This window comes from Nocardia mikamii NBRC 108933, from assembly GCF_001613505.1.
In the GTDB taxonomy this organism is placed as follows: domain Bacteria; phylum Actinomycetota; class Actinomycetes; order Mycobacteriales; family Mycobacteriaceae; genus Nocardia; species Nocardia mikamii.
In genome coordinates this window covers 36,915-59,546 of record NZ_BDCM01000002.1, presented here as the reverse complement: position 1 = coordinate 59,546, position 22,632 = coordinate 36,915, and the positions used below count along the sequence as shown (strand labels likewise).

Annotated in this window: 24 protein-coding genes and 2 pseudogenes; 17 read left to right on the top strand and 9 right to left on the bottom strand. The window is 65.1% G+C overall.

Annotated features, from left to right (window positions below):
• The first annotated feature begins 16 nt into the window (after positions 1-16).
• Positions 17-565 carry a DUF5753 domain-containing protein gene (locus NMI01S_RS36345; protein WP_369689896.1) on the top strand — a complete coding sequence of 183 codons (549 nt, stop codon included), beginning with the start codon at positions 17-19 and terminating at the stop codon, positions 563-565.
• Positions 565-765, top strand: coding sequence for a DUF397 domain-containing protein (locus NMI01S_RS33860; protein ID WP_084512099.1), 201 nt, complete (start codon positions 565-567; stop codon positions 763-765). Before NMI01S_RS36345 ends, NMI01S_RS33860 begins: the two co-directional genes overlap by 1 nt.
• Before the next feature lie 23 nt (positions 766-788).
• On the opposite strand, the gene NMI01S_RS00830 is transcribed toward NMI01S_RS33860, so the two are convergent.
• A complete protein-coding gene (locus NMI01S_RS00830) occupies positions 789-1,895 on the bottom strand; it encodes an NAD(P)-dependent oxidoreductase (protein WP_084512095.1) in 1,107 nt (368 codons plus the stop codon).
• A gap of 198 nt (positions 1,896-2,093) precedes the next feature.
• Between NMI01S_RS00830 and NMI01S_RS00825 the strand changes: the two genes are divergently transcribed.
• The 6 genes and pseudogenes from NMI01S_RS00825 to NMI01S_RS36630 all read left to right on the top strand — a co-directional run.
• A complete protein-coding gene (locus tag NMI01S_RS00825; protein WP_062994133.1) occupies positions 2,094-2,402 on the top strand; it encodes a hypothetical protein in 309 nt (102 codons plus the stop codon).
• Positions 2,402-4,600, top strand: a complete 2,199-nt coding sequence (locus NMI01S_RS34640) for a hypothetical protein (RefSeq protein WP_157125991.1) — start codon at positions 2,402-2,404, stop codon at positions 4,598-4,600. Before NMI01S_RS00825 ends, NMI01S_RS34640 begins: the two co-directional genes overlap by 1 nt.
• Positions 4,597-4,968: a hypothetical protein gene (locus tag NMI01S_RS00815; protein ID WP_062994131.1), complete on the top strand. Its 372-nt coding sequence runs from the start codon at positions 4,597-4,599 to the stop codon at positions 4,966-4,968. Before NMI01S_RS34640 ends, NMI01S_RS00815 begins: the two co-directional genes overlap by 4 nt.
• A gap of 123 nt (positions 4,969-5,091) precedes the next feature.
• Positions 5,092-5,589, top strand: a complete 498-nt coding sequence (locus NMI01S_RS00810) for a YbaB/EbfC family nucleoid-associated protein (protein WP_084512091.1) — start codon at positions 5,092-5,094, stop codon at positions 5,587-5,589.
• An 84-nt stretch (positions 5,590-5,673) separates the two neighbouring features.
• Positions 5,674-6,000 (top strand): WXG100 family type VII secretion target, encoded by a 327-nt coding sequence (locus tag NMI01S_RS00805; RefSeq protein WP_062994129.1) that lies wholly within the window; start codon positions 5,674-5,676, stop codon positions 5,998-6,000.
• A 15-nt stretch (positions 6,001-6,015) separates the two neighbouring features.
• Positions 6,016-6,414 (top strand): annotated as a pseudogene (locus NMI01S_RS36630) (WXG100-like domain-containing protein); the annotation flags it as partial.
• Between the two features lie 1,545 nt (positions 6,415-7,959).
• Here the strand turns inward: NMI01S_RS36630 and NMI01S_RS35730 are convergent.
• Positions 7,960-8,325, bottom strand: a complete 366-nt coding sequence (locus NMI01S_RS35730) for a hypothetical protein (RefSeq protein ID WP_062994128.1) — start codon at positions 8,323-8,325, stop codon at positions 7,960-7,962.
• A 289-nt stretch (positions 8,326-8,614) separates the two neighbouring features.
• Between NMI01S_RS35730 and NMI01S_RS35725 the strand changes: the two genes are divergently transcribed.
• Positions 8,615-8,845: a hypothetical protein gene (locus NMI01S_RS35725; RefSeq protein ID WP_062994126.1), complete on the top strand. Its 231-nt coding sequence runs from the start codon at positions 8,615-8,617 to the stop codon at positions 8,843-8,845.
• Positions 8,846-8,881: 36 nt separating this feature from the next.
• Entirely contained in the window at positions 8,882-9,115 is a 234-nt protein-coding gene (locus NMI01S_RS35720) for a hypothetical protein (RefSeq protein ID WP_062994125.1), read from the top strand.
• A gap of 326 nt (positions 9,116-9,441) precedes the next feature.
• On the opposite strand, the gene NMI01S_RS35715 is transcribed toward NMI01S_RS35720, so the two are convergent.
• Positions 9,442-9,885, bottom strand: a complete 444-nt coding sequence (locus NMI01S_RS35715; protein WP_062994124.1) for a hypothetical protein — start codon at positions 9,883-9,885, stop codon at positions 9,442-9,444.
• A 288-nt stretch (positions 9,886-10,173) separates the two neighbouring features.
• Here NMI01S_RS35715 and NMI01S_RS36340 point away from each other — a divergent pair.
• The 4 genes and pseudogenes from NMI01S_RS36340 to NMI01S_RS00760 form a co-directional block, all read left to right on the top strand.
• Positions 10,174-10,494 (top strand): annotated as a pseudogene (locus tag NMI01S_RS36340) (toxin glutamine deamidase domain-containing protein); the annotation flags it as partial.
• Between the two features lie 145 nt (positions 10,495-10,639).
• A complete protein-coding gene (locus NMI01S_RS35705; protein ID WP_245716644.1) occupies positions 10,640-11,170 on the top strand; it encodes an SUKH-4 family immunity protein in 531 nt (176 codons plus the stop codon).
• A complete protein-coding gene (locus NMI01S_RS35700; protein ID WP_245716643.1) occupies positions 11,107-12,072 on the top strand; it encodes a hypothetical protein in 966 nt (321 codons plus the stop codon). The genes NMI01S_RS35705 and NMI01S_RS35700 overlap by 64 nt, the downstream gene beginning before the upstream one ends.
• 3 nt (positions 12,073-12,075) lie before the next feature.
• The gene (locus NMI01S_RS00760; RefSeq protein WP_084512088.1) at positions 12,076-13,476 is read left to right on the top strand and encodes an ADP-ribosylglycohydrolase family protein; all 1,401 of its coding nucleotides are present in this window, start codon (positions 12,076-12,078) and stop codon (positions 13,474-13,476) included.
• 26 nt (positions 13,477-13,502) lie between these two features.
• Here the strand turns inward: NMI01S_RS00760 and NMI01S_RS00755 are convergent, their stop codons facing one another.
• Positions 13,503-14,819 carry a D-alanyl-D-alanine carboxypeptidase family protein gene (locus NMI01S_RS00755; protein WP_062994246.1) on the bottom strand — a complete coding sequence of 439 codons (1,317 nt, stop codon included), beginning with the start codon at positions 14,817-14,819 and terminating at the stop codon, positions 13,503-13,505.
• A gap of 342 nt (positions 14,820-15,161) precedes the next feature.
• On the opposite strand from NMI01S_RS00755, the gene NMI01S_RS00750 reads away from it, so the two are divergent.
• Together NMI01S_RS00750 and NMI01S_RS00745 are read left to right on the top strand one after the other, a co-directional pair.
• On the top strand, positions 15,162-16,622 hold the full coding sequence (locus tag NMI01S_RS00750) for an MFS transporter (RefSeq protein WP_084512132.1): 1,461 nt from the start codon (positions 15,162-15,164) through the stop codon (positions 16,620-16,622).
• A gap of 49 nt (positions 16,623-16,671) precedes the next feature.
• Positions 16,672-17,271 (top strand): acyl-CoA-like ligand-binding transcription factor, encoded by a 600-nt coding sequence (locus NMI01S_RS00745; protein WP_062994119.1) that lies wholly within the window; start codon positions 16,672-16,674, stop codon positions 17,269-17,271.
• 61 nt (positions 17,272-17,332) lie between these two features.
• On the opposite strand, the gene NMI01S_RS00740 is transcribed toward NMI01S_RS00745, so the two are convergent.
• The 5 genes from NMI01S_RS00740 to sdhC all read right to left on the bottom strand — a co-directional run bounded on the left by NMI01S_RS00740 (position 17,333) and on the right by sdhC (position 21,874).
• Positions 17,333-18,217, bottom strand: coding sequence for a phenylalanine 4-monooxygenase (locus NMI01S_RS00740; protein WP_062994118.1), 885 nt, complete (start codon positions 18,215-18,217; stop codon positions 17,333-17,335).
• A gap of 248 nt (positions 18,218-18,465) precedes the next feature.
• The gene (locus tag NMI01S_RS00735; protein WP_036498394.1) at positions 18,466-19,242 is read right to left on the bottom strand and encodes a succinate dehydrogenase iron-sulfur subunit; all 777 of its coding nucleotides are present in this window, start codon (positions 19,240-19,242) and stop codon (positions 18,466-18,468) included.
• The gene (gene sdhA / locus NMI01S_RS00730; RefSeq protein ID WP_062994117.1) at positions 19,242-21,026 is read right to left on the bottom strand and encodes a succinate dehydrogenase flavoprotein subunit; all 1,785 of its coding nucleotides are present in this window, start codon (positions 21,024-21,026) and stop codon (positions 19,242-19,244) included. The genes NMI01S_RS00735 and sdhA overlap by 1 nt, the downstream gene beginning before the upstream one ends.
• A gap of 13 nt (positions 21,027-21,039) precedes the next feature.
• Positions 21,040-21,471, bottom strand: a complete 432-nt coding sequence (locus NMI01S_RS00725; RefSeq protein ID WP_030513572.1) for a succinate dehydrogenase hydrophobic membrane anchor subunit — start codon at positions 21,469-21,471, stop codon at positions 21,040-21,042.
• A gap of 1 nt (position 21,472) precedes the next feature.
• Positions 21,473-21,874: a succinate dehydrogenase, cytochrome b556 subunit gene (sdhC, locus tag NMI01S_RS00720; protein ID WP_051024341.1), complete on the bottom strand. Its 402-nt coding sequence runs from the start codon at positions 21,872-21,874 to the stop codon at positions 21,473-21,475.
• Positions 21,875-22,203: 329 nt separating this feature from the next.
• On the opposite strand from sdhC, the gene NMI01S_RS00715 reads away from it, so the two are divergent.
• Complete coding sequence (locus NMI01S_RS00715) at positions 22,204-22,605, top strand: cytidine deaminase (protein ID WP_062994116.1); 402 nt, start codon at positions 22,204-22,206, stop codon at positions 22,603-22,605.
• Positions 22,606-22,632: the final 27 nt, after the last annotated feature.

The following is a 22,632-nucleotide window of genomic DNA, read 5'->3' as shown; positions in this document are numbered from 1 at the left end:
GGCGTCCGCGAAGCGGCTGATCACTTACGAGCCAGAACTCGTTCCCGGACTGCTGCAGACACCGGCGTATGCGAGCGTGCTGTTTCACACCGGCTATCCGACCGACACTGCGGACGAGCACGCGCGGAGAGTCCAGTTGAGGATGCGGCGGCAGACGCGAATCACTCGAAAGCACCGGCCTGTGACTCTCGAGGTGATTCTGCGAGAATCGGTGCTGCGCTGTGTGGTTGGTGGTCCGAAGGCGATGGCCGCCCAGCTGAAGCATCTAGCCGACGTCAGCACTCTGCCGAACGTCGACGTCCACATCTTGCCGTTCTCTGCAGGGCTTCCGCTGGGGGAGCCCATCGGGCCTTTCGTCATCTTGGAATTCGGTACGGACGGGGTCGGCTGCCCGGATGAACCGCCGGTGGTCTATACCGAATGTTTCACAGGGGGTTTGTATCTTGCGAGACCGGCCACTGTTCAGCGCTACCATAGGGCCTACGGAGATCTCCGACGGAGTGTGTTGGACGCTGTCGCCAGCCGTTCCCTACTCCGGCAGATGGCGAAGGAGTACGTATCGTAATGGATGACTTATCGACTGCGCGTTGGTTCAAGAGCATTCATAGTGGCGCCTCCGAGAACTGCGTCGAGGTTGCGTTTCTTCCGAATGACGTTGTGGGCGTTCGTGATTCGAAAGACTCTACCGGCCCCGCATTGACCTTCACCGGCGCTGAATGGTCCTCCTTCACCGCAGCCGCAACCCGCGGTGACCTCGATCACTGATCACTTTCATACCTTGATGTCAGTCAGGCGGTGCCTTCCGACGTGCCGAAGGCGGGGGCTGGCATGGCGGCGTTCGCGTAGAAACGAGCGAGCTCGGTCAGTAACCGGCCCGAACTGGCCTTCATCGCCCCTGACGTCATCCCGCCCACATGGGGACTCAGTGTGGTGTGTGGCTGCGAAGCCAGCGGCGAGCTGAAAGACTCTCCCTCCGCGGCGAATACGTCCACGGCGACGTGGCTGAGGCCGCAGTCCGGGTCGCGCAATGCCGCGTTCAGGGCATCTTCCGGAACCACCAGTTCCCGCGATGTGTTGACCAGCACCGACCCAGGCTTCATCCACCGCAGCTCTCGCGCGCCGATGAGTCCTGTGGTCGCGGGGGTGGCCGGCACATGAACCGAGATGATGTCGCAGCTGGTCAAAAGGGCGCGGAGACTCTCGGCGCGGAATGCAGGCCATTGTGCCGCCGCTTCGGCAGTGAAGCGCGGCGACCCGTGGACCCACACCTCCGCCCCGAACGGCTGGAGACGTTCCGCCACTGCCTGCGCGATCGCTCCATTGCCGACGAGGCCGACCCGCGAATCCGACAGACTCCGAACGGGAATACCGTCGATCGCCGTGTCCCAGTCTCCGGCCCGGAGGGCGGTATCCCGCTTGATGATTCCGCGGAGGGCGTCGAGCATGAGCCCGATCGTCAACTCGGCAACGGCGCCGGCGTTCGCGCCCGGGGTCGACAGGACTGTGACTCCCAAGTCGTGGGCAGCGTCGAGATCGAAACTGTCCAGACCAGAAGCGGCCTTGGCGACCAGCCGCAGTGGTTGTTCGTGCCGGCCGGTTGTCATCTGCTCGGAGACGTTGCGGCTCAGAGGGATACCGGCGCGACATTTCAGCGCGTCGTATCCGCCGCCACGATCGAAGGCTGCCACGATCTCGTCCGACATGAAGGCATCGAAATCGATACAGTCCCAACGGTGTTCGATCTCGGAACGAGCAGTGCGATCCGCAACTCGATGTAGGTTGACCGTCGGGACGAGACCGAGTTGAGTCAAGCCTTCGAGTTCAGCCATTGCCAACCCGCTCGGCGCGGGATCGATGACGAGGATACGGGGATGAGTAGGCGTCGGGCGGCTCATCAGGCCACCATGTCAGGCGAGCGACCGGGGCAGAGCAGGGACGTTTGCGCGCGTCGGCTCGGTCTCATGGGCTGCCTTCGCACTTGCTCGAACCGTCTACCTGGCCACGGCACCGCTCGATCTGCGATGATCGAGCGGCGGCTGCTCGACTGATGCGGGCCGCTTCGATGCGTTGAATTCGAAGACCAGGAGGGGGTCATGCGTTTCGTTCCCGAATCTGTGCTGGGTATGGCGCAGACATTGGATCCGGCGGTCGATGCGACCAAGGCGCACGCGACGAACATCGCGAACGTTGGCTTCGATCCGTCGCATACCGGTCAGGACTATGGGCCTGAGGGGAAGAAGATTGCGGCCGGAGTCGAGGGACTTGTCAATATGTTGCAGTCCTGGTCCGACGCATCGGAGGCGACTGCAGGGGCGTTGCGGCAAGTTGTGGATCTGACGGTGGCCACCGACCAGGGGAGCGGTACGCAGATCGACGGCTCGACGGGGGGTCTCACATCCTGATGGTGGGGGCACAAGAATATGCGCAGCAGTATCAGGGCGCGGGTGAAGACGCGAAAAAAACACTCGCACGTTTCCTATCCGATGACGGCACCAACGTTTTCGACCCGCAAAAGATTTGGACGGACAAACCTCCGGTCGTTGCCGGCGACGTCAACGCGCTGCTGGACAACGGAGCCTTCGGGCTCGGATGGTTTCGGCTCGCCTTGATCCGATATCACCGAGTATGGGATGTGCTGAGGTACGAGGGCTTCAACCGGATTATTATCCCCCCGCTTGTTATCGGCGGTGAATCCATCGGCGCCTGGGAAATCAACACAGAGGAGGATCCGGATAATTCGATGCTCGAGCTCCAAGGGAGATGGTATGACCAACAACGTCATATGAACCTTCCCGGCTTGCAGAGCTTGGCAAGTGCGATACAAGCGGCCGCGCACGGTAGTGGCGAGCACTCGAAGGCCGCAGACATCGCAGCTGATCTCGCCGGCATCGCGGGTGCTGTGCCGGAGGTATGGGAAGGCCGAGGTGGCGACGCGGCACAGGATCATCTCGCAGGGTTTCACGCACATGCTGATCAACAAGCCCAGTACTTGGAGGCTGTAGCTTCTGCCCTGGAGGGCCTGCCGGAGGTCCTGCGCGAGATTGTGATGCACAAAGCGAACTTTGTTCGCTCTTTCGACAGTCCCCAGTGTCCAGTTGCGGGCCATGCGATGCGGTTGGACGGAGCTGAAGATCCCGTAAGCACGATAATCACTGTGGCAGCTGAGAGTACGACATGGGGCTACCTGCACGGTAAGCAGAACGAAGTGGCGATCGCCCAATTCCACATCGAGGGAGTGGGCGCAGGCAAAAATGGCGACGATAACTACAAGATCCGCACTGCCTGTCAGAACTGGCTGAAGGATCACTTCGCATACGCAGTGCGTGAAGCGTTTACCGCCTTGGTGCATCAATGCGCGCTCGCTGACTACTACATTCGCCAAGCGTACAAGCCGGTGATGGACCTTCTCGACAGTCACGACACGACTCCGTTCCCGAAACCGCCCGGCGGGCAAAATCCGAATCAGCCGACCAACACAGGTCCTGGGCCGACGGCTACCGGACCGGCTGCACCGACGACGCCGACATCGACGGTGCCGACAGCTCCTTCGGCCGTGGCCCCGACAGTTCCCTCCTCCGCCAATCCCAGTGCCGCACAGTTCAATCCGGCGCAAATCCTGTCCGGCTTGGCGAGCCAGGCAAGTCAGACCGTCCAGCAGGGACTCACGCAGACGTTGCAGCAAGGTCTCAGCCAGATTCAAAATGTCGCTCAACAGGGTCTCGGCGCGCTGGGTGGCAACTTGTCGAGCCTCGGAACGCAGTTATCGGGCGTCGGTTCTCAGATGACCGACGTCAAGGGTTCTCCCGGTTCGAAGGAGTTGATCAACGTCGGTGCGTTGGGCGGGACTCTCACGGTTACTCAAGCGCCGAACGGCACGATTACCGCGAAAGTTTCTGGCCCTGACGGGAAGTCGCAGGAGTACTCGATGGGGATCAAGGACGGGGTGCCGTTCTTGAAGCCCGGCCCGGGCGAGTCGGCAGATCCCGCCGCGACCGGACCTTCCGGCGAGAAGGGTTCGAATCCGGGAGGTGCGCGGTCGTCTGGTCCTGGCCCCGGTCCCGCGGGTGCTTCCGCGGCGGGATCTTCGGCGCAGTCGTTGACACCGGCGCCCTCGGGAACCGCTACGCCGGGCTCGGTGCCCGGACATGCAGTCGAGCCCCGAGCTGAGAACTCGAGCGCGGGGTCCGGCGCGGGAACGAACGCCCCTGCCGCACCCGGTATGCCGATGAGTGGCCTGCCCCACGCGCCCGCAGGTGGAGGGAAGTCCACACCGGACTCCGAGCGTCCGCCGAGCGGAATCGTTCCTCCGAAGCCGTTGTGGACGACGGTTCCTGGCGGTGACGGGCAGATACCCGACGGGCCTGCCGGGCCCGCTGGTCCGGGCCCCGAACTGGCGACGGTCGGTCCCCTGGATGGGAACTCGTCACAATCCACCACTGCGGGTCCCGAATTGGCCACAGCGGGTCCGTTGGACGGCGGGTCGTCAGCGCCGACGAGCCCTAGCCAGGTCACCACGACTGTTGACTCGCCTGCACCGGCAGCGACGCGTCCATCCACTGCCGGCGTGAAGATCGAAATCGACACCGGTGATGCGAAATGACTGATTACGCCGCGGAATTCGACCGAATCGTCGCCGACTATCGAGCCGGCTCGCGTGGCGTCCAGGAACGGTTCCTGGAGGTGGATGCGCAGACTACGACAGGTGGGGCGGAACTGGTCGCGAAGTTGCGGGAAAGTCTGCGGGATGAGCAGGAGCGCGCGGAAACTCCGGGGGAGGCGGCAACAGACGAACGGATCGAGCGTGACCGTCTGCTGTCCGAGGAGGCTGAGCGCGCGCGGATGCGAGCGGCCGAACGGCACAAGACGCAGAGTGCCGGACGGGAGGTGGTCGTCATGCCATCGGATTGGACCGACGAGGACGAAGCCCGGGCCGAGGGCTACGGTCCGCCGGAATCCTGGCTGCGGTAGCGTTTTCGGCGCAGTCTTCCGGCGCACGGTTGCGAACGATTCGATGATGACAATTCCCGGAACCGATCTCCTCGACCTGTGGCGTCAGTGGCTCGATCGTCATGGGCGCGATTCCGGCACCGAGTGATCGTCGGCTGCGCAGAGATGTGCGGTGGCTCGGTTGCGTCGCGGGGAAGGAGCGGTGTGGTGGATGAGTGGGAGCGTCAACAGATTCGGTCGGCCAATGACGGGTTGCGATCGACCCTGAACTCGATGCAGGACGATTTCGAGCGTGAGATAGGCGAACTGGAGGAGATCCAAGGAAAGCTCGCCGCGTTGCGGGTGCGGGCGACGTCGCCGAACGACCTTGCACGGGTGACGGTCGACGGGTCCGGCATCGTCACCGACATCACGATTGCCGAGGACGCTTTCCGGCGCAGTACACCGCGGCAGTTGACCGAAGACCTGAACGCGGCCATTCGCGGTGGTGTCGAGGCGGCCGCTCGAGCTCGGGCGAAGATCCTCGAGCCCGTCCAATCGGTGATCGACGGAATGGCGGACATCGATGAGGTCATGCCGGGCGTGCCCAGCATGCGTGAAGTGCGCGAACGGTTGTCGGAGTCTCGAACGAGAACGCAGTAACCCATTGGTGTGCTGGAAGATTCGTGGAACCGGTGCCGGGGCTGCCACGTCGAAGTGAAGGACGGCGCAGGGCGATGAGGGAGTGTGGGTGTGGTCGACTTTTTTGCTGACCCGGAGCGGTTGCGGGCAATATCGCCTCAGTTCGAGGCTCTGGGGGAGGAGGTCGAAACGGCCCTGGAGAAGTTGCGGACCGGGCTGGCCGCGGAGGGACGTTGCTGGGGTGGGGACAGGCCGGGTAAAGAGTTCGAGAAGAACTATCCGCAGGAAGGCGCCGGGAGCGTCAACCAGACCCTGGACAGCTTGGCGAAGTTGGCGGGGGCGTTGAAGGCGACCGGCGACAAAATCACCGGTACTGCCGCGATCGTTCAGAATCAGGATCAGGCCAGCGCCGACGGGATTCGCAAGGTATAGCGGGGGAGCAGTCGCGTGACGTTGTGGAAGCCGCCCCAGATTCCCTATTTGTCGGACTTCATTCTGGGGCACTGGCCGGAGGGCGACGAGGACGCCATGCGGCGTGCCGCCCAGCATTGGTCCGACATGGCCGAGGCGTTGAAGAAGCTGCAGCACCCGGCCGGCCAGTCGATGGCCGAAGCGCTGTCGGCGATCGACGGCAAAGCACATGACGCCATGTCGAGTTATTGGCAGGACATCGCCGGTGGCGACGGCAGTGACCTGCAGAAACTGATCGACGACTGCGAGAGCTTCGCAAAGCAACTCGAACACGGGGCTACCGATACCGAGCACGCCAAACTGACCATCTACATATCTGCGATGGCGATGTTGGCAAGTCTGCTGTGGACCTTTGTTCCGGGGGTTGGTCAGGTCGCCGAGGCCGGAGCTGTGGTGGGGGCGAAGATCGCCATCCAGAAGGCGGTTCAGGAGCTGATCGGCAAGATAGCCGCCAAAGGGGCCGTCTTTCTCGGTGAGCGCATGGCAGGCGTGGCGGTCAAGGTAGCTGTGGGCGCGGTCGTCGGTACGGCTTTCGGTGCGGGCACGGATGCCGCCGCCCAAGCGATCGAGCTCATGGAAGGACACCGGGAGGACGGATTCGACTGGGGTTCGCTGGGCACTGCCGCGGCATCGGGTGCGATCGCGGGTGGGGTCGCCGCGCCGGCGAGCGGACTGCTGTCCGGCAAACTCGATGACGGGGTTGCGGCCGCACTTGCCAGAGACGGTGACCCTGGGAAATTGGCGTCGTTCGCCGGACGGTACGTCGATCAGAACGTTGCCGAGCTCCCGGGCAACGTTGTCGGTAACGCCGCCGCTCAGCTGGCCACCAATCCTGATCATTCGATCGATCCCGGCACTTTGTTGGAGGGCGCCGGAGGCGGTCTGGCCAGAAAGCCCGGCGAGCACAACGTGCCCGGGCATGGTGATCCTGCGGCGGGTCCGCACCCGGAGTCGCCGCCGGACAGGCCCGCCGCCGGAAGCTCGGATCACGCGCCGCCTGCCGAGCCATCCCTGCCACCTTCGGATGCGAGTACTCCCTTCGCCGCCGACGTCACATATCCGTCGAGTACCCATCAGGATCCGGGTACCGTAGCAGCGGAAACCACTCCAGCAGCCGGCACGGATCGCGCGGCCACAGTAGCTGCAGGGCATCAGACATCTGTTGCGGCCCAACCTGACTCGAATGGCGCGAGCCAGTCCGGTGATTCCAAACCTCCGACCGAAATGCGGTCGCACACCGGGCCACAGCCGACTCCGGAGCCGGGATCGACGAATCAGCCGGCGCCGGCACAGGCGCCGCCGCCACCCGATCGTTCCGCCCCGCCATCGCAACCGCAGGCTCCCAACGCTGGACCGCTAGGGGATCGGCCGATGCCTGCGACGCGCCCGGCGCCGGATGTCGCAGCGCGACCGGATGCGCAAACTCCCGCTACGGATCGTGTTGCACCGCAGCGGGTTCCGGAATCTTCGCGATCGCCGATCGCCGATGCGCCCGGGCACCGGACTACCGAGCCGCCGACAGCAGCCGCCACACCTCGCCCGGAGGCCACGCCCGCTCGGCCGGGCCATACCGATACGCCCGCTCGACCGGATGCCGCCATCCGAGCTGTTCCCGACGCGTCGCATCGTCCGCCGGTTGCCTCGGAGCGGCCGTCGGGCACACCGGCGCGTCCGGAAAGTCCTCACCCGCCGGCCCGCCCAGCTCATCCGTCGAGCCCGCGGAATCCCGGAGAATTGCAGCGCACTTCTGATTCCACTCAACGAACCGACGCCCCGGCCCCGCATGATCCGGGTAGGGAAGTGGCTGCTCGTTCCCCGGAGTCTGGCGGCGCGCACCCGGATTCTCGGCGCGGCGATCACGCACCCGGAGATGTTCCGCGACAGGATGTATCGAACCGGCAAGACCACCAGCCGAACGGCTCATCCGATCGAGCGGATTCGCTTGGCACTCCGAGCGATAGCGCGCAGCAACCGCAACCGGTTCCGGTTGGAGTTGCGACCCCACCTCACACCCCCGGCGCCGAGCGCCCTGTGGATCCGCGGGACGCGAACTCGATCGACCACCCGACGCGCGACGGTATTCCCGACGTCTCCCCAGATGCCTATTCCGGCGGTGTGATCCGGCCGCGCGATGATTTCGCGGCATTCGAGTGGGCTGATGACGCGTATGAACGCTTCCGCGGTGATGATAGCGATATTCACCACATGGTCAGGGCCCTGGCCGATCATCCACGCGAGGACGGTAGTCACTTTTCGGCAGAGCACATTCAGCAGATCAAGAATCACCTATTCCGCGAGGAACATCCGATTCGGGACTACGACGGTGAAATCGTTCATCGGCGTTACGATGCGGACCCGGATATCGCGGAGGCGTGGATCAGGGTGAGATCCGGCCGGCCCGATCCGGCGGACCTGGTGCTGCTGGAACATGAGCTGGCGGAGTCGAACTACTACCGTGACCATCCGGGCGCCCTGTATCAGGACGCTCACGCACATGCCAATATCGATCACAACTGGGCCGAAGTCGCCGCGGGACGCTCGGGCGAACGGTACGACACCTTCTGGGGACCACACGATGGCACTGCTGATCTACTACAACCAAATCAGGGACGACCCGCACGAGGTGGAGTACCGGTTCGGGGAGACGAGAGAAGCCCTGGATCGCACCCTGACGATCGACAAGGCGAACAACACCCCCCACACGGACCAACCGGAGGACGTGATCTTCCGGTCGGCCGCGGGCCAGATCATGCTTCGGGCGAAACGCGAGAAGCAGTGGCCCCGGAACGGAGTAATCGCGTCCTGAGGGATGGCGAGGACGACCGAGACCAGGCGGGTGTCGATGGCCTTGTACGCGATATACCGGAAGACGGCGGAAACCGAGCACGAGGTGACCTACCGGTTCGGGAGCAGCGAGACGGAACTGAACCGCGAGCTGGTGATCGAGAAGACCGGCCCGGCCGTCATAGCGGCGGACGGAACGAACGACCCGCTGGTGATGAAAGTAGCCGGACGCATTCTGGCGCGGAAGGCGAACGACCCGAACTGGCCGGGCGGGGGCGGGATTCAAGCCTGAGCGACCGGGAGGAGCCGGCGCGACCCGGCCGGGGTGGTGACCGGCCACCGGACATTGCGGGACTCTTCCCACGTCGTAGGTCAGGGGCCGCCGACCGGAACGGCGCGCAGCGGCCGGGCAGCTCATGGGATCCGGCTTTCCATGAGGAGCCCTCGCGTTCCGCCCGGGACGCCGGTCTCCCTCGAGACGCGCCGCAGCAGCAGGTGCGTCGGGACTCTTCTCGGCACGCGCCGGACCCGAACGCGCCGCGTTCGGAGCATGCGGGCAACAACCAAATGCCACCGAGGTGGCCGTCGGCTCCGGATAGGCCGGGCAGTCGCCATGAGTCACAACCACTTCCAGATACGCCCCGCCGTGTCGAACCGCACGTCCCGAAACGAGAGCAGCCGGGAGGAAGACCCGACCGATCGCGTGACCACGAACGCCCGTTCACCGTGCGCCGCTCGGTTGACGAGTCGGGACGACCGGTTTCGAACCTGGTCATCCGCGTTCATCTCGACCAAGGCCCCGGTGTATCGAACCAGCATATGCGTGATGTAGCGCAAGCTGCCTGGACTGCGGCGGCGCAGATCACGGGTCCGCATCAGCGTCTGCCATGGGGCGATCGACCGGGCCTGCACATCGAGTTCGTCGCCGACCCGGCTCGCGCCGATCTGCACGCGGCCGTAGATCACAGCGGTAGTCCGGAACGCGGGATCTGGCCGACCGGCTCGTCGCCGCAGGCGCTGGCCGGACGTTTGCGCGAACACCTCGGACTCCCAGCCGATCACGACGGGCGAGTAGCGCTGGACGCCTACGATATTCAGCGCCTGAGTGATCGAATCGCCGAAACGAACACCGCTGCGCCCCTACGCGGCTTGCCCGATACGCGCGAGGTCGGTCCTGGCAAATTGGCTCCCTTGGAGAATCCCTCCTATCAGGAGTATGTGCGCAATGCGCTACGTGAGGGCGACCGTTACGCGACCTGGTTCGATCCGCGCACACATGAGGCCGGCAGACTGATCAACGATGGTGGCCCCGAAGTCCCCGGCCGCCGGAACTCCTGCGGCGACAACATCATGGCCGGGTTGTCGTCGTTCTACGGTGACCCGCAGATCTCGCATCCGCGCCACCTGGACCGGCTTCCCGACGGGAGTATCGACCACTGCAGCCCTGAACGGGGAGTGATCGATCGCATCGGCGACTGGCTCGGCGCGGACTGGCAGTCGTTCGGACATCGCGATGCCGCGAACGGTTTCGGTGAGTTGCACGACCTCATCGATTCGCTCGGGCCGGGCTCCTCGGCAGCGGTAGCGGTCGGATTCCACGCCCGCGATCCTCGGACCGGGCTGCCGCAGTACCACGCGGACGGCAGCCCTGTTATCGAGGCGGGCCACGGTGTCCTCGTGGTCTATCCGCGGGACGCCGAAGGCCCGGTGTGGTGGGATCCGGTGACCGGCCAGGCATCCGACCGCCCATTCCCACATCTGGTCGCGGACGCGGCCAGCCTGCACGCCATTCCACTCACTCAGGATGCGAGGCCGCATGTCCCCCAGACTGATTCACACCCCAGAGGAAGCGGAACGGTACCTGGCCGAAGCGCTGGGCACGAGCCGGGAGTACCGGATGTTCCCGTTCGGCCTGGGGTGGGTGATCTACCCGATCCTGTCCGAGGAGGAGATCAGCCAGGGCCGGCATATCGGCCTGTCGAAAATGGTGCTCGACGCCCGGACCGGAGTGATCACCGAACTCCCGAGCCTGCCGGTCGAGACCGTGGCCCAGATGTACACGGCGGCGATTCGAGAAGGCACCCGGATGCCCGGCGGCCAGATCTACCCGCCGCGAACCCGCCTGCACGTCAGCCTCATTCGGGACAACCCGACCACAGTCGAGTACCTGATCCGACCCGAATCGACAACCGATCCACGGCCGAGCGCGGACTACCTGCTGGTGATCGACAAGGACACCCGGATGTACCAACCGCCCGGAACAGTGAACATGATGGCGGCGGCGTGGATCGAGCATCGGCAACGCACGGACGGGATCTGGCCCAGTCGGGGGACCACTCAGTATTAGGCGAGCGGAACGAATTCTCGCCAGCAGACAGGTCCGAGAACGACCGACCTGAAAACGAGTCAAGTGAGCAGACGTCTGACCGCGACCAACAGGATTCGGAACCGTCGAGGGCGACGGATGATGTCACTCCTCCGACGGAACCCAAGCCGAGCCTCGGCGATCTGATTCCGCCGGACGGTTCGACGGTCGACGAGACGCGGGTGCTGCCGCTGTTGCGGCGAGCGATCGACGGTGAATATGGCGGGCTGCGCGTCAGCGTCGAGAGCGTCAGTGGCGGTTCACACGTGATGCACGTAGGCACGAAAATATACGACGCTGGTGGGAACCAGGTCGGATATGCCAACCGAACCTATTACAACATGGAGGGTCGGATAGTGGCGGACCACACGATGTTCCGGCTCGATAATGATGTTCGTGGTCAGGGCTGTGCGAATGAATTGAACAACGCGATGTTCGCGTGGTATCGACAGTCCGGGGTGGACGAGGTGATGTTGCGTGCCAATATCGATGTGGGAAGTTACGCTTGGGCGAGGCAGGGTTTCGAGTTCGCGAACCAGCAGGCGGCGGTTAACGACATTCTTCCTCGTTTGAATCGGGAAATTCGAAGAATGCACGCCGATCTTGCGCAATTGGAGCGCGAGCAAGCCTCTGTTCCTGATAGCTCCAGAGATCGAAAGATTCGAGAACTCAGCAGCCTGCTGCGGACATCCGAGGGAATTGCCCGGCGTTTCCAAGTCGGTTCGGTCGATTTCCCCCGTCCGGCAGAAATTGCGAAGCTCGGAAGGCCGGAAGGCCTTCTGCCCGGGGAGTCGCGGGAGCTGTCGTGGCCAGGGAAGCGAGTATTTATGGAGCCGGGCGTCAGGATTTCCTGGCACGGTGTCAAGAAGATGCAGGAGGAATAGCGGGTGAGGGACCCTCGAATCGCTCCCAAGGGTTGGGGAAAGACGGAAAAATTTCGGCGGGATGTCAAGCTCGAATATTGGCACAGTGACTGGTCGAAACGGTGGCGAGATAACGTCCGGTTTCGGCCGGAGAGCCGGACGGTAGAAGACAGTGACTACAACCAGCATTACGTCGATGTCGAGGCGTCGCTGAAAGCCGAGATTGAATACGGTGATCGCTCGGACGAGATCGGCGGCTACCTGAGGGCTAGCCCGCAAAAGCTGTGGATGCCTACCGGGGCCGAACGCTTGCGCGGCGCTGTGGCGGGGGCCGCAGTTGGCGACGCATTTGCGGCTTCATGCACTGTGGGCGGGTTGACGACTCACTCCTGGCGTCCAGGTGGCACAGAGGGACCTGAACTCGTCGAGTACGTGCCTGGTGAGGTGCTCGCCCCTACATGGGTTACCCAGTTGATGGCACACGCCGCCGAAGGCCTTCTCCGTGCGCTCGGGGGGCGGCGGGTCGGTAATCTGGTCGAACCTGTTTCGGCCGTCCAGCACGGATTTCAGCGATGGCTGCATTACATGCTGAGCGCAATGACTGATCCGGAGCAAGTCAATTCGTGGCGCATGAACGGTGGTATTTACGCGCGCGAGGCGACTGAGCGTGGTCGCCCTGACGGTATTGTCGTGGAAGATTCGGAGCTGACCCGGGATCGCAAACCCGATCCGGTCGTCGTGGATACGCTACGTCACTTCGCCGCCACCGGAATTCGGCTGGTGCCCGGCGATCCTCGTGGTGCCGCACGTGGTGGCGACGCTCTGATCCGCGCTGCTCTGGCTGCGGTATGGTCGGAGGATCTTTCGGAGACGTTCGACCTAGCGGTTGCTATCGCCGCGCTGACTCATCCTCATCCTGATGACTGCCTGGCGGCAGGCGCTTTGGCCGTCATCCTGCATCAGCAGATTCGCGATCGTCCGTTCATGGACTGCCTATCCGCGGGCTTCGATGAGTTGGTGCGCAGGCCCGACAGCAAAAAGACCCGTGTGATGGTCAATCGTGCGCTCATTTTGGTGCAAGACGAGCGGCCTCCGAGCGAGTTGGGCACTCTACGCCGGTGCTTCCCTGATGGCGGTGTGGATGGTGCCGAGGTACTCGGCATCGCGCTCTACTGTGCCATGGCCAGCGATTACGTGCGTGAAGCGCTGCTGTTGGCATTGAATTACGCCACGCATCGCACCGATGTCGCTGCGACAGCAGGAATGCTGATCGGCGCCGAATACGGAATCCAAGCGATCCCCCGTGCCTTCCTCGACTCGATCAGCTCTGCCCCCACTCTGGACACCCTCGCCCACGATCTCGCCACCGAACTTCGTGACGTGCTCACCAACGAAGAGTGGCTGCGTCGCTACCCGCCCACATAGGCGGTAGCGCCGACGCCCCGGACCGGCTACCGCCGCGACCGTCCCATGCGTGACCAGCCGAACAGCCCGAGCGCGATCGCCAATCCCAACGCGCCGATGATGCCGATCGTCCGCAGGTTCGAGTTGCCGTGGGGTGTCGTCGGCGCGGCGGCGGTCGGGGTGTCGTGGGCGGGTGGGGAGGCCAGGGCGACGTTGGTGTTCGAGTTCTCGCCGGTGTTGCGGTCGGGGAGGGAGCCGATGTTCGCGCCGGCGGGGAGGGCGAAGGCGTAGTCCAGGAGGCGGGCGGCCTGCTCCGGTGGGCGGATGGGCAGGACGTCGGCCTTGAGCAGGGTGACGACGAGGCGGTGGCCGCCCCGTTGGGCGGCGGTCACGAAGGTCTGCCGGGCGTCGTCGGTGTAGCCGGTTTTGCCGCCCAGGTCACCGTCGTAGTCGTAGAGCAGATGGTTGTCGTTGGCGATGGGGAAGCCGGGATGGTCCTTGTCGTCGGGGATCGCGGGGTTCGGGGGATAGCCCGGGAAGTCGTACTGCTCGGTGCGGATGATCGAGGCGAAAGTGGGGTTCTGCATGTCGTGGCGGAAGATCGTCGCCAGGTCGTAGGCCGAGGTGCTCATCCCGGGGCCGTCCAGGCCGGAGGGGGTGGCGGCCCGAGTGTCCATGGCCTGCAACTGTTTCGCCATCGCGTTCATCTTCGCGACGGTGGCTTCGTCGCCGCCCAGCTGGGTGGCGATGGCGTGGGCGGCGTCGTTGCCGGAACACATCAGCAGCGCGTGGAACAGCTGGTCGTTGGTGTAGCGGCCGCCGGGGCCGATGCCGACGCGGGTGCCGTCGGCATTCGCATCGTCCTGCGTGCCGATCACGACCCGGTTCGGGTCCAGTGCGGGGAGCGCGACGGCGGCCAGCAGCGTCTTGATCGTCGACGCGGGCCGGTAGCGGCCGTGCGGATCCTTGGCGGCCAGCACCTTGCCGGTGTCGAGGTCGGCCACCAGCCACGCGGTCGCCGAGATGTCGGCGGGGACCGGTGGTGCTCCCGACGGAACCACCACTCCGCAGCGCCCGAGTTTGTCGCCGCCGATCGGATCCGACGGCACCGGCAGCGGCGACGGCGTCGTACTGCCGGGTGCCGGAACCTCCGAGGTGTCGATCGGCGGCGGCGGGGCCGTCTTGTTCGGGCAGGAATCCGTATTCGGCGTCGTGAACGGCGTGGATGGCGGCGGCGCGGGGGCCGCGTCTGCCACGCCGAGCCCGGTGACCGTGGTGGCACCCAGCAGCCCGGCAGTCAGAACAGCGGCCGCCAGCGAGCGGGATCGGCGGAGGCGGACGTAGCGGGACATGCGGGTGTTCATCGACATGCAGCTTATGCGGCGTTGCGCGATGGCGCCGCGAACACCCGGGGCGGTCGAGTATTGACAGAGACCATGAAATGGGAGTTACTATCAAAATATAGACACAGCCAACTGAATGGACATGTCATGAACTTGCGGAGTTCATCGGAATCGCCCGCGCAGGCCGGGATCGCGGCCGCGGCGCGAGAGCAATCGGTCGCAAGCCCGATGGCCACTGCCCGGCCGTCCGCGGTGGACGGCGGCGCATCCGAGGCCGGCGCGACGGGGGTCGATGCGCAGGGGGCCGATGCGCAGGGGGCCGGCCGGGCGCGCTGGCTCGCCCTCGGCGCGCTCGCGCTCGCGATGCTCACCATCGGCCTCGACACCACGGTGCTGGTCGTCGCGCTGCCCACCATGGCCATCGACCTGCACGCGAATACCGCTGCGCTGCAATGGTTCACCACCGCCTACACCCTCGCGCTCGCCGCCGTGATGCTGCCGGCGGGTGCGCTCGGCGACCGCTACGGACGGAAGAAGTTCCTACTGGTGGCGCTGGTCGTCTTCGGCGGGGCATCGCTGTGGTGCGCCCTGGCGACCTCGGCGGGGATGTTGATCGCCGCCCGGGCGGTATTGGGTATCGCGGCGGCCGCGATGATGCCGCTGTCGATGTCGGTGCTGCCCGGCCTGTTCCCGGATCAGGCCGAACGCCAGCGCGCGCTGACGATCTGGGTCAGCTCCACCGCACTGGGCCTGCCGCTCGGCCCGATCGTGGGTGGCTGGCTGCTGAACCACTTCTGGTGGGGATCGGTGTTCTTGATCAACGTTCCCCTGGTCGTGGTCGGAGTGATCGCGGTCGCGCTCCTGGTCCCCGAAACCCGCAGCGATTCGGCCTTCCGCATCGATCTGCCCGGTGTGCTGCTCTCGGCCGCGGGCATGCTGGGATTCACCTACGGCTTCATCCGCTTCGGCGACCACGGGTGGGGTGACGGTACGGCCTGGGCCGCCGTGGTCGCCGGCGCCGCGCTGCTGGCCGGCTTCGTGTGGTGGCAGCGGCGGATCGCGCATCCGCTGGTCGATATCGCGCTGTTCACCAACCGTGGCTTCCGTTGGGGCACAGCGTATTCCGTCTTCGTCAACTTCGCGATGTTCGGCATGTTCTTCACGGTCCCGCAGTACTTCCAGGCGGTGCTCGGCGTCGATTCGCTCGGTAGCGGCCTGCGGTTGCTGCCGCTGATCGGTGGGCTGGTGGTCGGCACGCGCGCGGTCGACAAACTGCTGCCGAAACTCGGAGCGCGGATCGTGCTCAGCGGCGGCTTCCTGATCCTCGGCGGCGGCCTCGCCATTGGCGCCATGACCCAGGTGAGCAGCGGCTACGGCTACACCGCCGCCTGGACCACGATCCTGGGCTTCGCGATGGGCCTGGTCATGCCCGCCGCGATGGGGATGGCGATGGGACAGCTCGGCGCCGAGCGCGCCGGCTCGGGTTCGGCCCTGCTGCAGGCGCTGCGCCAGGCCGGTGGCACCATCGGCGTCGCGGTACTGGGTACCGTCCTCGCCACGCAATACCGCTCCGACCTGGGGGTCTATAACCACGAGCCGATATCGGACGGCGTGAACGCGGGCGTCGCGGTGGCGCGGGCCACCGGCAACGGTGACATGCTCGATCACGTGCAGTCGGCTTTCGTCTCCGGGATGGGCGCGATGCTGTGGCTGTGTGCCGGAGTCTGCGCGGTGGCGGCGCTGCTCGCCGCGATCCGGATCCGAAGCGGGGAGCCGGACCCCCACACCGGCGCGGATGCGGGAGAATCGGTGCATGTCGGCTGAGTCGAAGGCACCCGCGCGGGCCCATTCCGGGACGACCACATCGCCCCGGATGGGCCTGCGTGAACGCAAGAAGCAGCGCACCCGCCGCACCATCCGCGCGGAGGCGATGAAACTGTTTCAGCGACAAGGGTATTCGGCGACCACGATCGAGCAGATCGCCGAGGCCGCCGATATCTCGCCGAGCACGTTCTTCCGCTATTTCCCGTCCAAAGAGCAGGTGGTGCTGGCCGACGACGTCGATCCGATCATGATCGACGCCATCGAGTCCCAGCCGCTGGAACTCGCGCCGCTGGCCGCGTTCCGCCAGGCGATGCGCGATACGTTCGAGAACTTGGATCCGCAGGACTGGCAGTTCGAGCAGGACCGGATGAAGCTGATCTACAACGAGCCCGAACTGCGCAGCGTGATCATGCAGGAGACCGAGCGCAACGTGGACCTGATCGCCGGATTGCTCGCTCGCAGGATCGGGCGCGAACCCGACGACTTCGAGGTCCGCACGTTTTCCGGGGCGATGATCGGCGCGATGATGACCGCGTTCGGCCGGGACGGGCTCGATCTGGAGAAGGTGGACCGGATCGCGGAATTCATCGCGGCGGGCATGCCGCTGGAACCGCCGTCGACCACGGACTCAGTGGACTCGGCCGACTGACGGTCACCGGCCGTGGGGCACGCCCGAATCTCAGCCGTGTCACCGACCGGCCGGGCCCCGATCAGGACGCGGCCAGTTCGGCGGCCGCGCTGTCGTCGGTCATGGTGGCGAAGAAGCCGCCGATCACGTCCTCGATCTCGGAAATCGACTCCGCGCAATACAGAATCGGCTGGTAGTGCGTGATGTCGTAGGTCGCGGTGCCCATGTCGTGAATGTTCAGCGGACGCAGCCGGGCGTGACGGAACTCCTCGATCTCACCGAACGAGGACAGCAAACCCGCACCGTAGCAACGTACTTCACCCTGTTCGCGCACCACGCCGAATTCCATGGAGAACCAGAACACGTCGGCCAGGAATTTCAGCGCCGCCTCGGTCTCCAGCCGCGCCACCGCGGCGCCCACCTCGGCATAGATCGCGGCGAACCGGGGCGACGCCAATTGATTGGCGTGCCCGATGATTTCGTGAATCGAATCGGGCTCCGGCGTGTACAGCGGCGCGGAATGGTGGCGAATGTACTGGGTGGAGTGGAAAATTCGATCGGCGAACGAGCCGAAGAATTCCCGCAACGGCACCAATCCCGCCGCTGGCACATAGCGAAAACCGGTGAGCGGCACCAATTTCGCGGTCACCTCGTCCAACTGCGGAATGTGATCGGTGGGCAGGCCCAGCCGCCCGGCGCCGTCGAGCACCTCCGCCGACGCGTACGTCCGGTGCTTGCGCGTCAACTCCGCCGACACGATGCGCCACACCTGCTGTTCCTCCTCGGTGTAGTCGATGCGCGGCAGCGCCTCGCCCTCCCGATACGCCAGCGCCAGCGCGGCGATCGCATTGCGCCGCGCCCGATACTCCGGATCGTGCACACCCGGATGCTCGGCACTCAAATGCACCGTGACATCGCCGTCGCTACCGGTGGTAACCGGCGAATACAACTGAGCTTCGGTGAACATGCCTCCAGGCAAGCACCCGCACCCCGATCCGACAACAAACCCGTAGCAAACTGAGCAATTTGCCTACTTGGAGCTCCCTCCACCCGCATGTGTAACTCAGCCTTCTGCGATCAGGGACCTCTGTTCGAGTCATCGCCTGGGCGAATGCCGCGTGTGTGCGACTCGAACGTCTGCCGAAACGACAGGCCGCCCGCATCGAAAGATGCGGGCGGCCTGTCGTTTACGGATGCTGCGCTTCGGCTGCTACCTCACGGCCGGGCGAACAGGAGGGCGCGCTTGACCTCCTGGATGGCCTTGGTGACCTCGATGCCGCGGGGGCAGGCGTCGGTGCAGTTGAAGGTGGTGCGGCAGCGCCAGACGCCCTCGACGTCGTTGAGGATGTCGAGACGCTCGCGGGCGCCCTCGTCGCGGCTGTCGAAGATGAAGCGGTGGGCGTTCACGATCGCGGCCGGGCCGAAGTAGCTGCCGTCGCTCCAATACACGGGGCAGGAGGTGGTGCAGCAGGCGCACAGGATGCACTTGGTGGTGTCATCGAAGCGGTGCCGGTCGGTCTGGGACTGGATGCGCTCGCGGGTCGGCGCGTTACCCGAGGTGATCAGGTACGGCTTCACCGCGCGGAACGCGTCGAAGAACGGCTCCATGTTCACCACGAGGTCCTTCTCCACGGGCAGGCCGCGGATCGGTTCGACGGTGACGGTGAGCTCCTTGCCGTTCTTGGGCAGCATGTCGCGCATCAGCACCTTGCACGCCAGCCGGTTCACACCGTTGATGCGCATGGCGTCGGAACCACAGACACCGTGCGCGCAGGAGCGCCGGAAGGTGAGCGTGCCGTCCAGGTAGGACTTGATGTAGATGAGCACGTTCAGGAAGCGGTCGGTCGGCAGGACCGGCACCTGGAACGAATCCCAGTGCGCGCCCTTGTCGTCCTCCGGGTTGAACCGGGCGACCTTGACCGTCACCATGGTCGACCCGTCGGGCACGGGGGCCGGCTTCTGCCCGGCCGGGGCTTCGGCTACAGCAGTCATCAGTACTTACGCTCCATCGGCTCGTAACGGGTCTGCACGACCGGCTTGAAGTCGAGCTGGATGTCGGCGATCAGCTCCGCCGGCTTACCGGGCTCGACCTGCTTGTACGCCATGGTGTGGCGCATGAAGTTGACGTCGTCGCGGTCGGGGTAGTCCTCGCGGGCGTGGCCGCCGCGCGATTCCTTGCGGTTGAGCGCGCCCACGACCGTGACCTCGGCCAGCTCCAGCAGGAAGCCGAGTTCGACGGCCTCGAGCAGGTCGCTGTTGTAGCGCTTGCCCTTGTCCTGCACCGTGATGTGCTGGTAGCGCTCCTTGAGCGCGTGGATGTCGGTCAGCGCCGTCTTGAGGGTCTCCTCGGTGCGGAACACCGCGGCGTTGGCGTCCATGGTGACCTGCAGGTCGGTCCGGATGTCGGCGACCCGCTCGTTGCCGTGGTCGCTCAGCAGCAGCGCCAGCCAGTCCTGCACCATCTGCGCCGGGTTCTCCGGCAGCTCGACGAATTCGGTGCGGGCGGCGTACTCGGCGGCGGCGATACCCGAGCGGCGGCCGAACACGTTGATGTCCAGCAGCGAGTTGGTGCCCAGGCGGTTCGAGCCGTGCACCGACACGCAGGCGCACTCACCGGCGGCGTACAGGCCGGGGACCACGTCGGTGTTGTTGCGCAGCACCTCACCGCGGATACGGGTCGGGATACCGCCCATCACGTAGTGACAGGTCGGCATGACCGGCACCGGCTCCTTCACCGGGTCCACACCCAGGTAGGTGCGGGAGAACTCGGTGATGTCGGGCAGCTTCTCCTCGAGCACGTCCTCGCCGAGGTGAGTGACGTCGATGAAGACGTAGTCCTTGTTCGGGCCGCCGCCGCGACCCTCGAGGACCTCCTTGACCATCGACCGGGCCACGATGTCGCGGGGCGCGAGGTCCTTGATGGTGGGGGCGTAGCGCTCCATGAAGCGCTCACCGGAGGCGTTGCGCAGGATGCCGCCCTCACCGCGGACGGCCTCGGAGATCAGGATGCCCAGACCGGCCAGGCCCGTCGGATGGAACTGGTGGAACTCCATGTCCTCCAGCGGCAGCCCCTTGCGGAACACGATCGCCATACCGTCACCGGTCAGCGTGTGCGCGTTGGAGGTGGTCTTGTACATCCGGCCCGAACCGCCGGTGGCGAAGATGATCGCCTTGGCGTGGAAGACGTGGATCTCACCGGTGGCCAGCTCGTAGGCGACCACACCGGTGGCGACCGAACCGCGCTCGGTCTCGCTCATCACCAGGTCGAGCACGTAGAACTCGTTGTAGAACTCCACGTCGTGCTTGACGCAGTTCTGGTAGAGCGTCTGCAGGATCATGTGGCCGGTGCGGTCGGCGGCGTAGCAGGCGCGGCGCACGGGCGCCTTGCCGTGGTCGCGGGTGTGACCGCCGAAGCGACGCTGGTCGATCTTGCCCTCGGGCGTCCGGTTGAACGGCAGGCCCATCTTCTCCAGGTCCAGCACCGCGTCGATGGCCTCCTTGGCCATGATCTCCGCGGCGTCCTGGTCGACCAGGTAGTCACCACCCTTGACGGTGTCGAAGGTGTGCCATTCCCAGTTGTCTTCTTCGACGTTGGCCAGCGCGGCGCACATACCGCCCTGGGCCGCGCCGGTGTGGCTGCGGGTCGGGTACAGCTTGGTCAGCACGGCAGTGCGGGCCCGGGGGCCGGCCTCGATCGCCGCACGCATCCCCGCGCCGCCGGCACCGACGATGACCACGTCGTAGCGGTGCTCCTGAACCGGTCGAGTTTCACTCATCGCGGAGGCGTTCCTAACTGATGTTGGGGTCGAAGGTGAAGATGACGTAGGTGCCCACGCCCATGATCAGGATCATGGCGACGGCCAGCAGGGTCTTCAGCCAGAAGCGGGTGGAGTCCTTGCGGGAGTAGTCGTCGATGACCGTGCGCAGGCCGTTGCCGCCGTGCAGCTGCGCCAGCCACAGCATCGCCAGATCCCAGCACTGCCAGAACGGGCTGGCCCAGCGGCCGGCCACGAAGCCGAAGTTCAGCCGCTTCACGCCGCCGTCGAGCATCAGCATGATCGTCATGTGACCCAGCACCAGCACGATCAGCAGCAGGCCGGAAAAGCGCATGAACAGCCACGCGTACTTCTCGAAGTTGTTGCCGGAGGAACGGCGCGGGGTGCGCGGCGAGTCGAGGCTGGCGGGCCGGTCGTAGGACTTGCCGAGAACAGGTGCGGTCATATCAGTGCTCCGTCAGCAGGTAGAAGAACTGGCGGCCGACGCCGGCGGCGGAGACCAGAACCCAGATGGTGAGCACGATCCACAGCATCAGGCGCTGGTACTTGGGGCCCTTGGACCAGAAGTCCACCAGGATGACGCGGACGCCGTTGAGCGCGTGGAACAGCACGCAGACGACCAGGCCCATCTCCATGAGGGCCACGACCGGGTTCTTGTAGGTCTCGATGGCCCGGTCGTAGGTGTCCGGGCTGACTCGCACCAGAGCGGTGTCGAGTACGTGGACGAACAGGAAGAAGAAGATCGTGACACCGGTGATCCGGTGCATCGCCCAGGACCACATACCCGGGTCGCCGCGGTACAGGGTCTTCCGCTTCGGCTGGGCCGGAGCTTCCAGTGTGGTCGTCATAGAGTGCGGTGCCTCCAACGTCGTTGATGGACACGCCGGCGAGCCGGCAGTCGGATCCGGTCGCAGCTTCGGCATACGCCGAGCATGTGAATCTGGAGAAACACCAGCTCATCTCGGGCGCTGACATCCGGAGGCGGTGGCCGGCGGTGCGTTGCCAAACCTGGACCGATCTGTGGAGAACTCTAATCCCCGGCGATTCGCGGAACTAATTCGGCGTGCCGTGCGTTGACCCTCCGAGCGGGGAGTTAGGTTTGCCTTGCCTGAATGTTCGACGGCGTCACGGTGCCATTTCTACGCTGTCATATCAACCATTCGAGCGGAGGTCCGATATGCCGGAAATTGATTGGGATTCCCTGCGTCACAACGCATTTCGAGTAATGCGTAATGCGTATGCGCCGTACTCCGGCTTTCCCGTGGGCGCCGCCGCTCTCACGGCCGGCGGTTCCATTGTGAGCGGCTGCAATGTGGAAAATGTCTCATATGGTCTCGGCGTCTGTGCCGAAACTGTACTCGTCGGTAACTTTTGTTCCTCCGGCGGTGGCCGTTTGCTGGCGATCGCGGTCTGTGATTCGCACGGGGAAATCCTGATGCCCTGCGGACGGTGCCGGCAGGTGCTCTACGAGCACGGCGGACCGGACCTGCTCGTCGACCATCGCGCCGGTCCGGTTCCGCTGGCGAGGTTGCTGCCGGACGCCTTCGGGCCGGACGATCTGGCCGCCGGCCGGACATGATGTGAATTTCCGCACCCCGAACGGGAT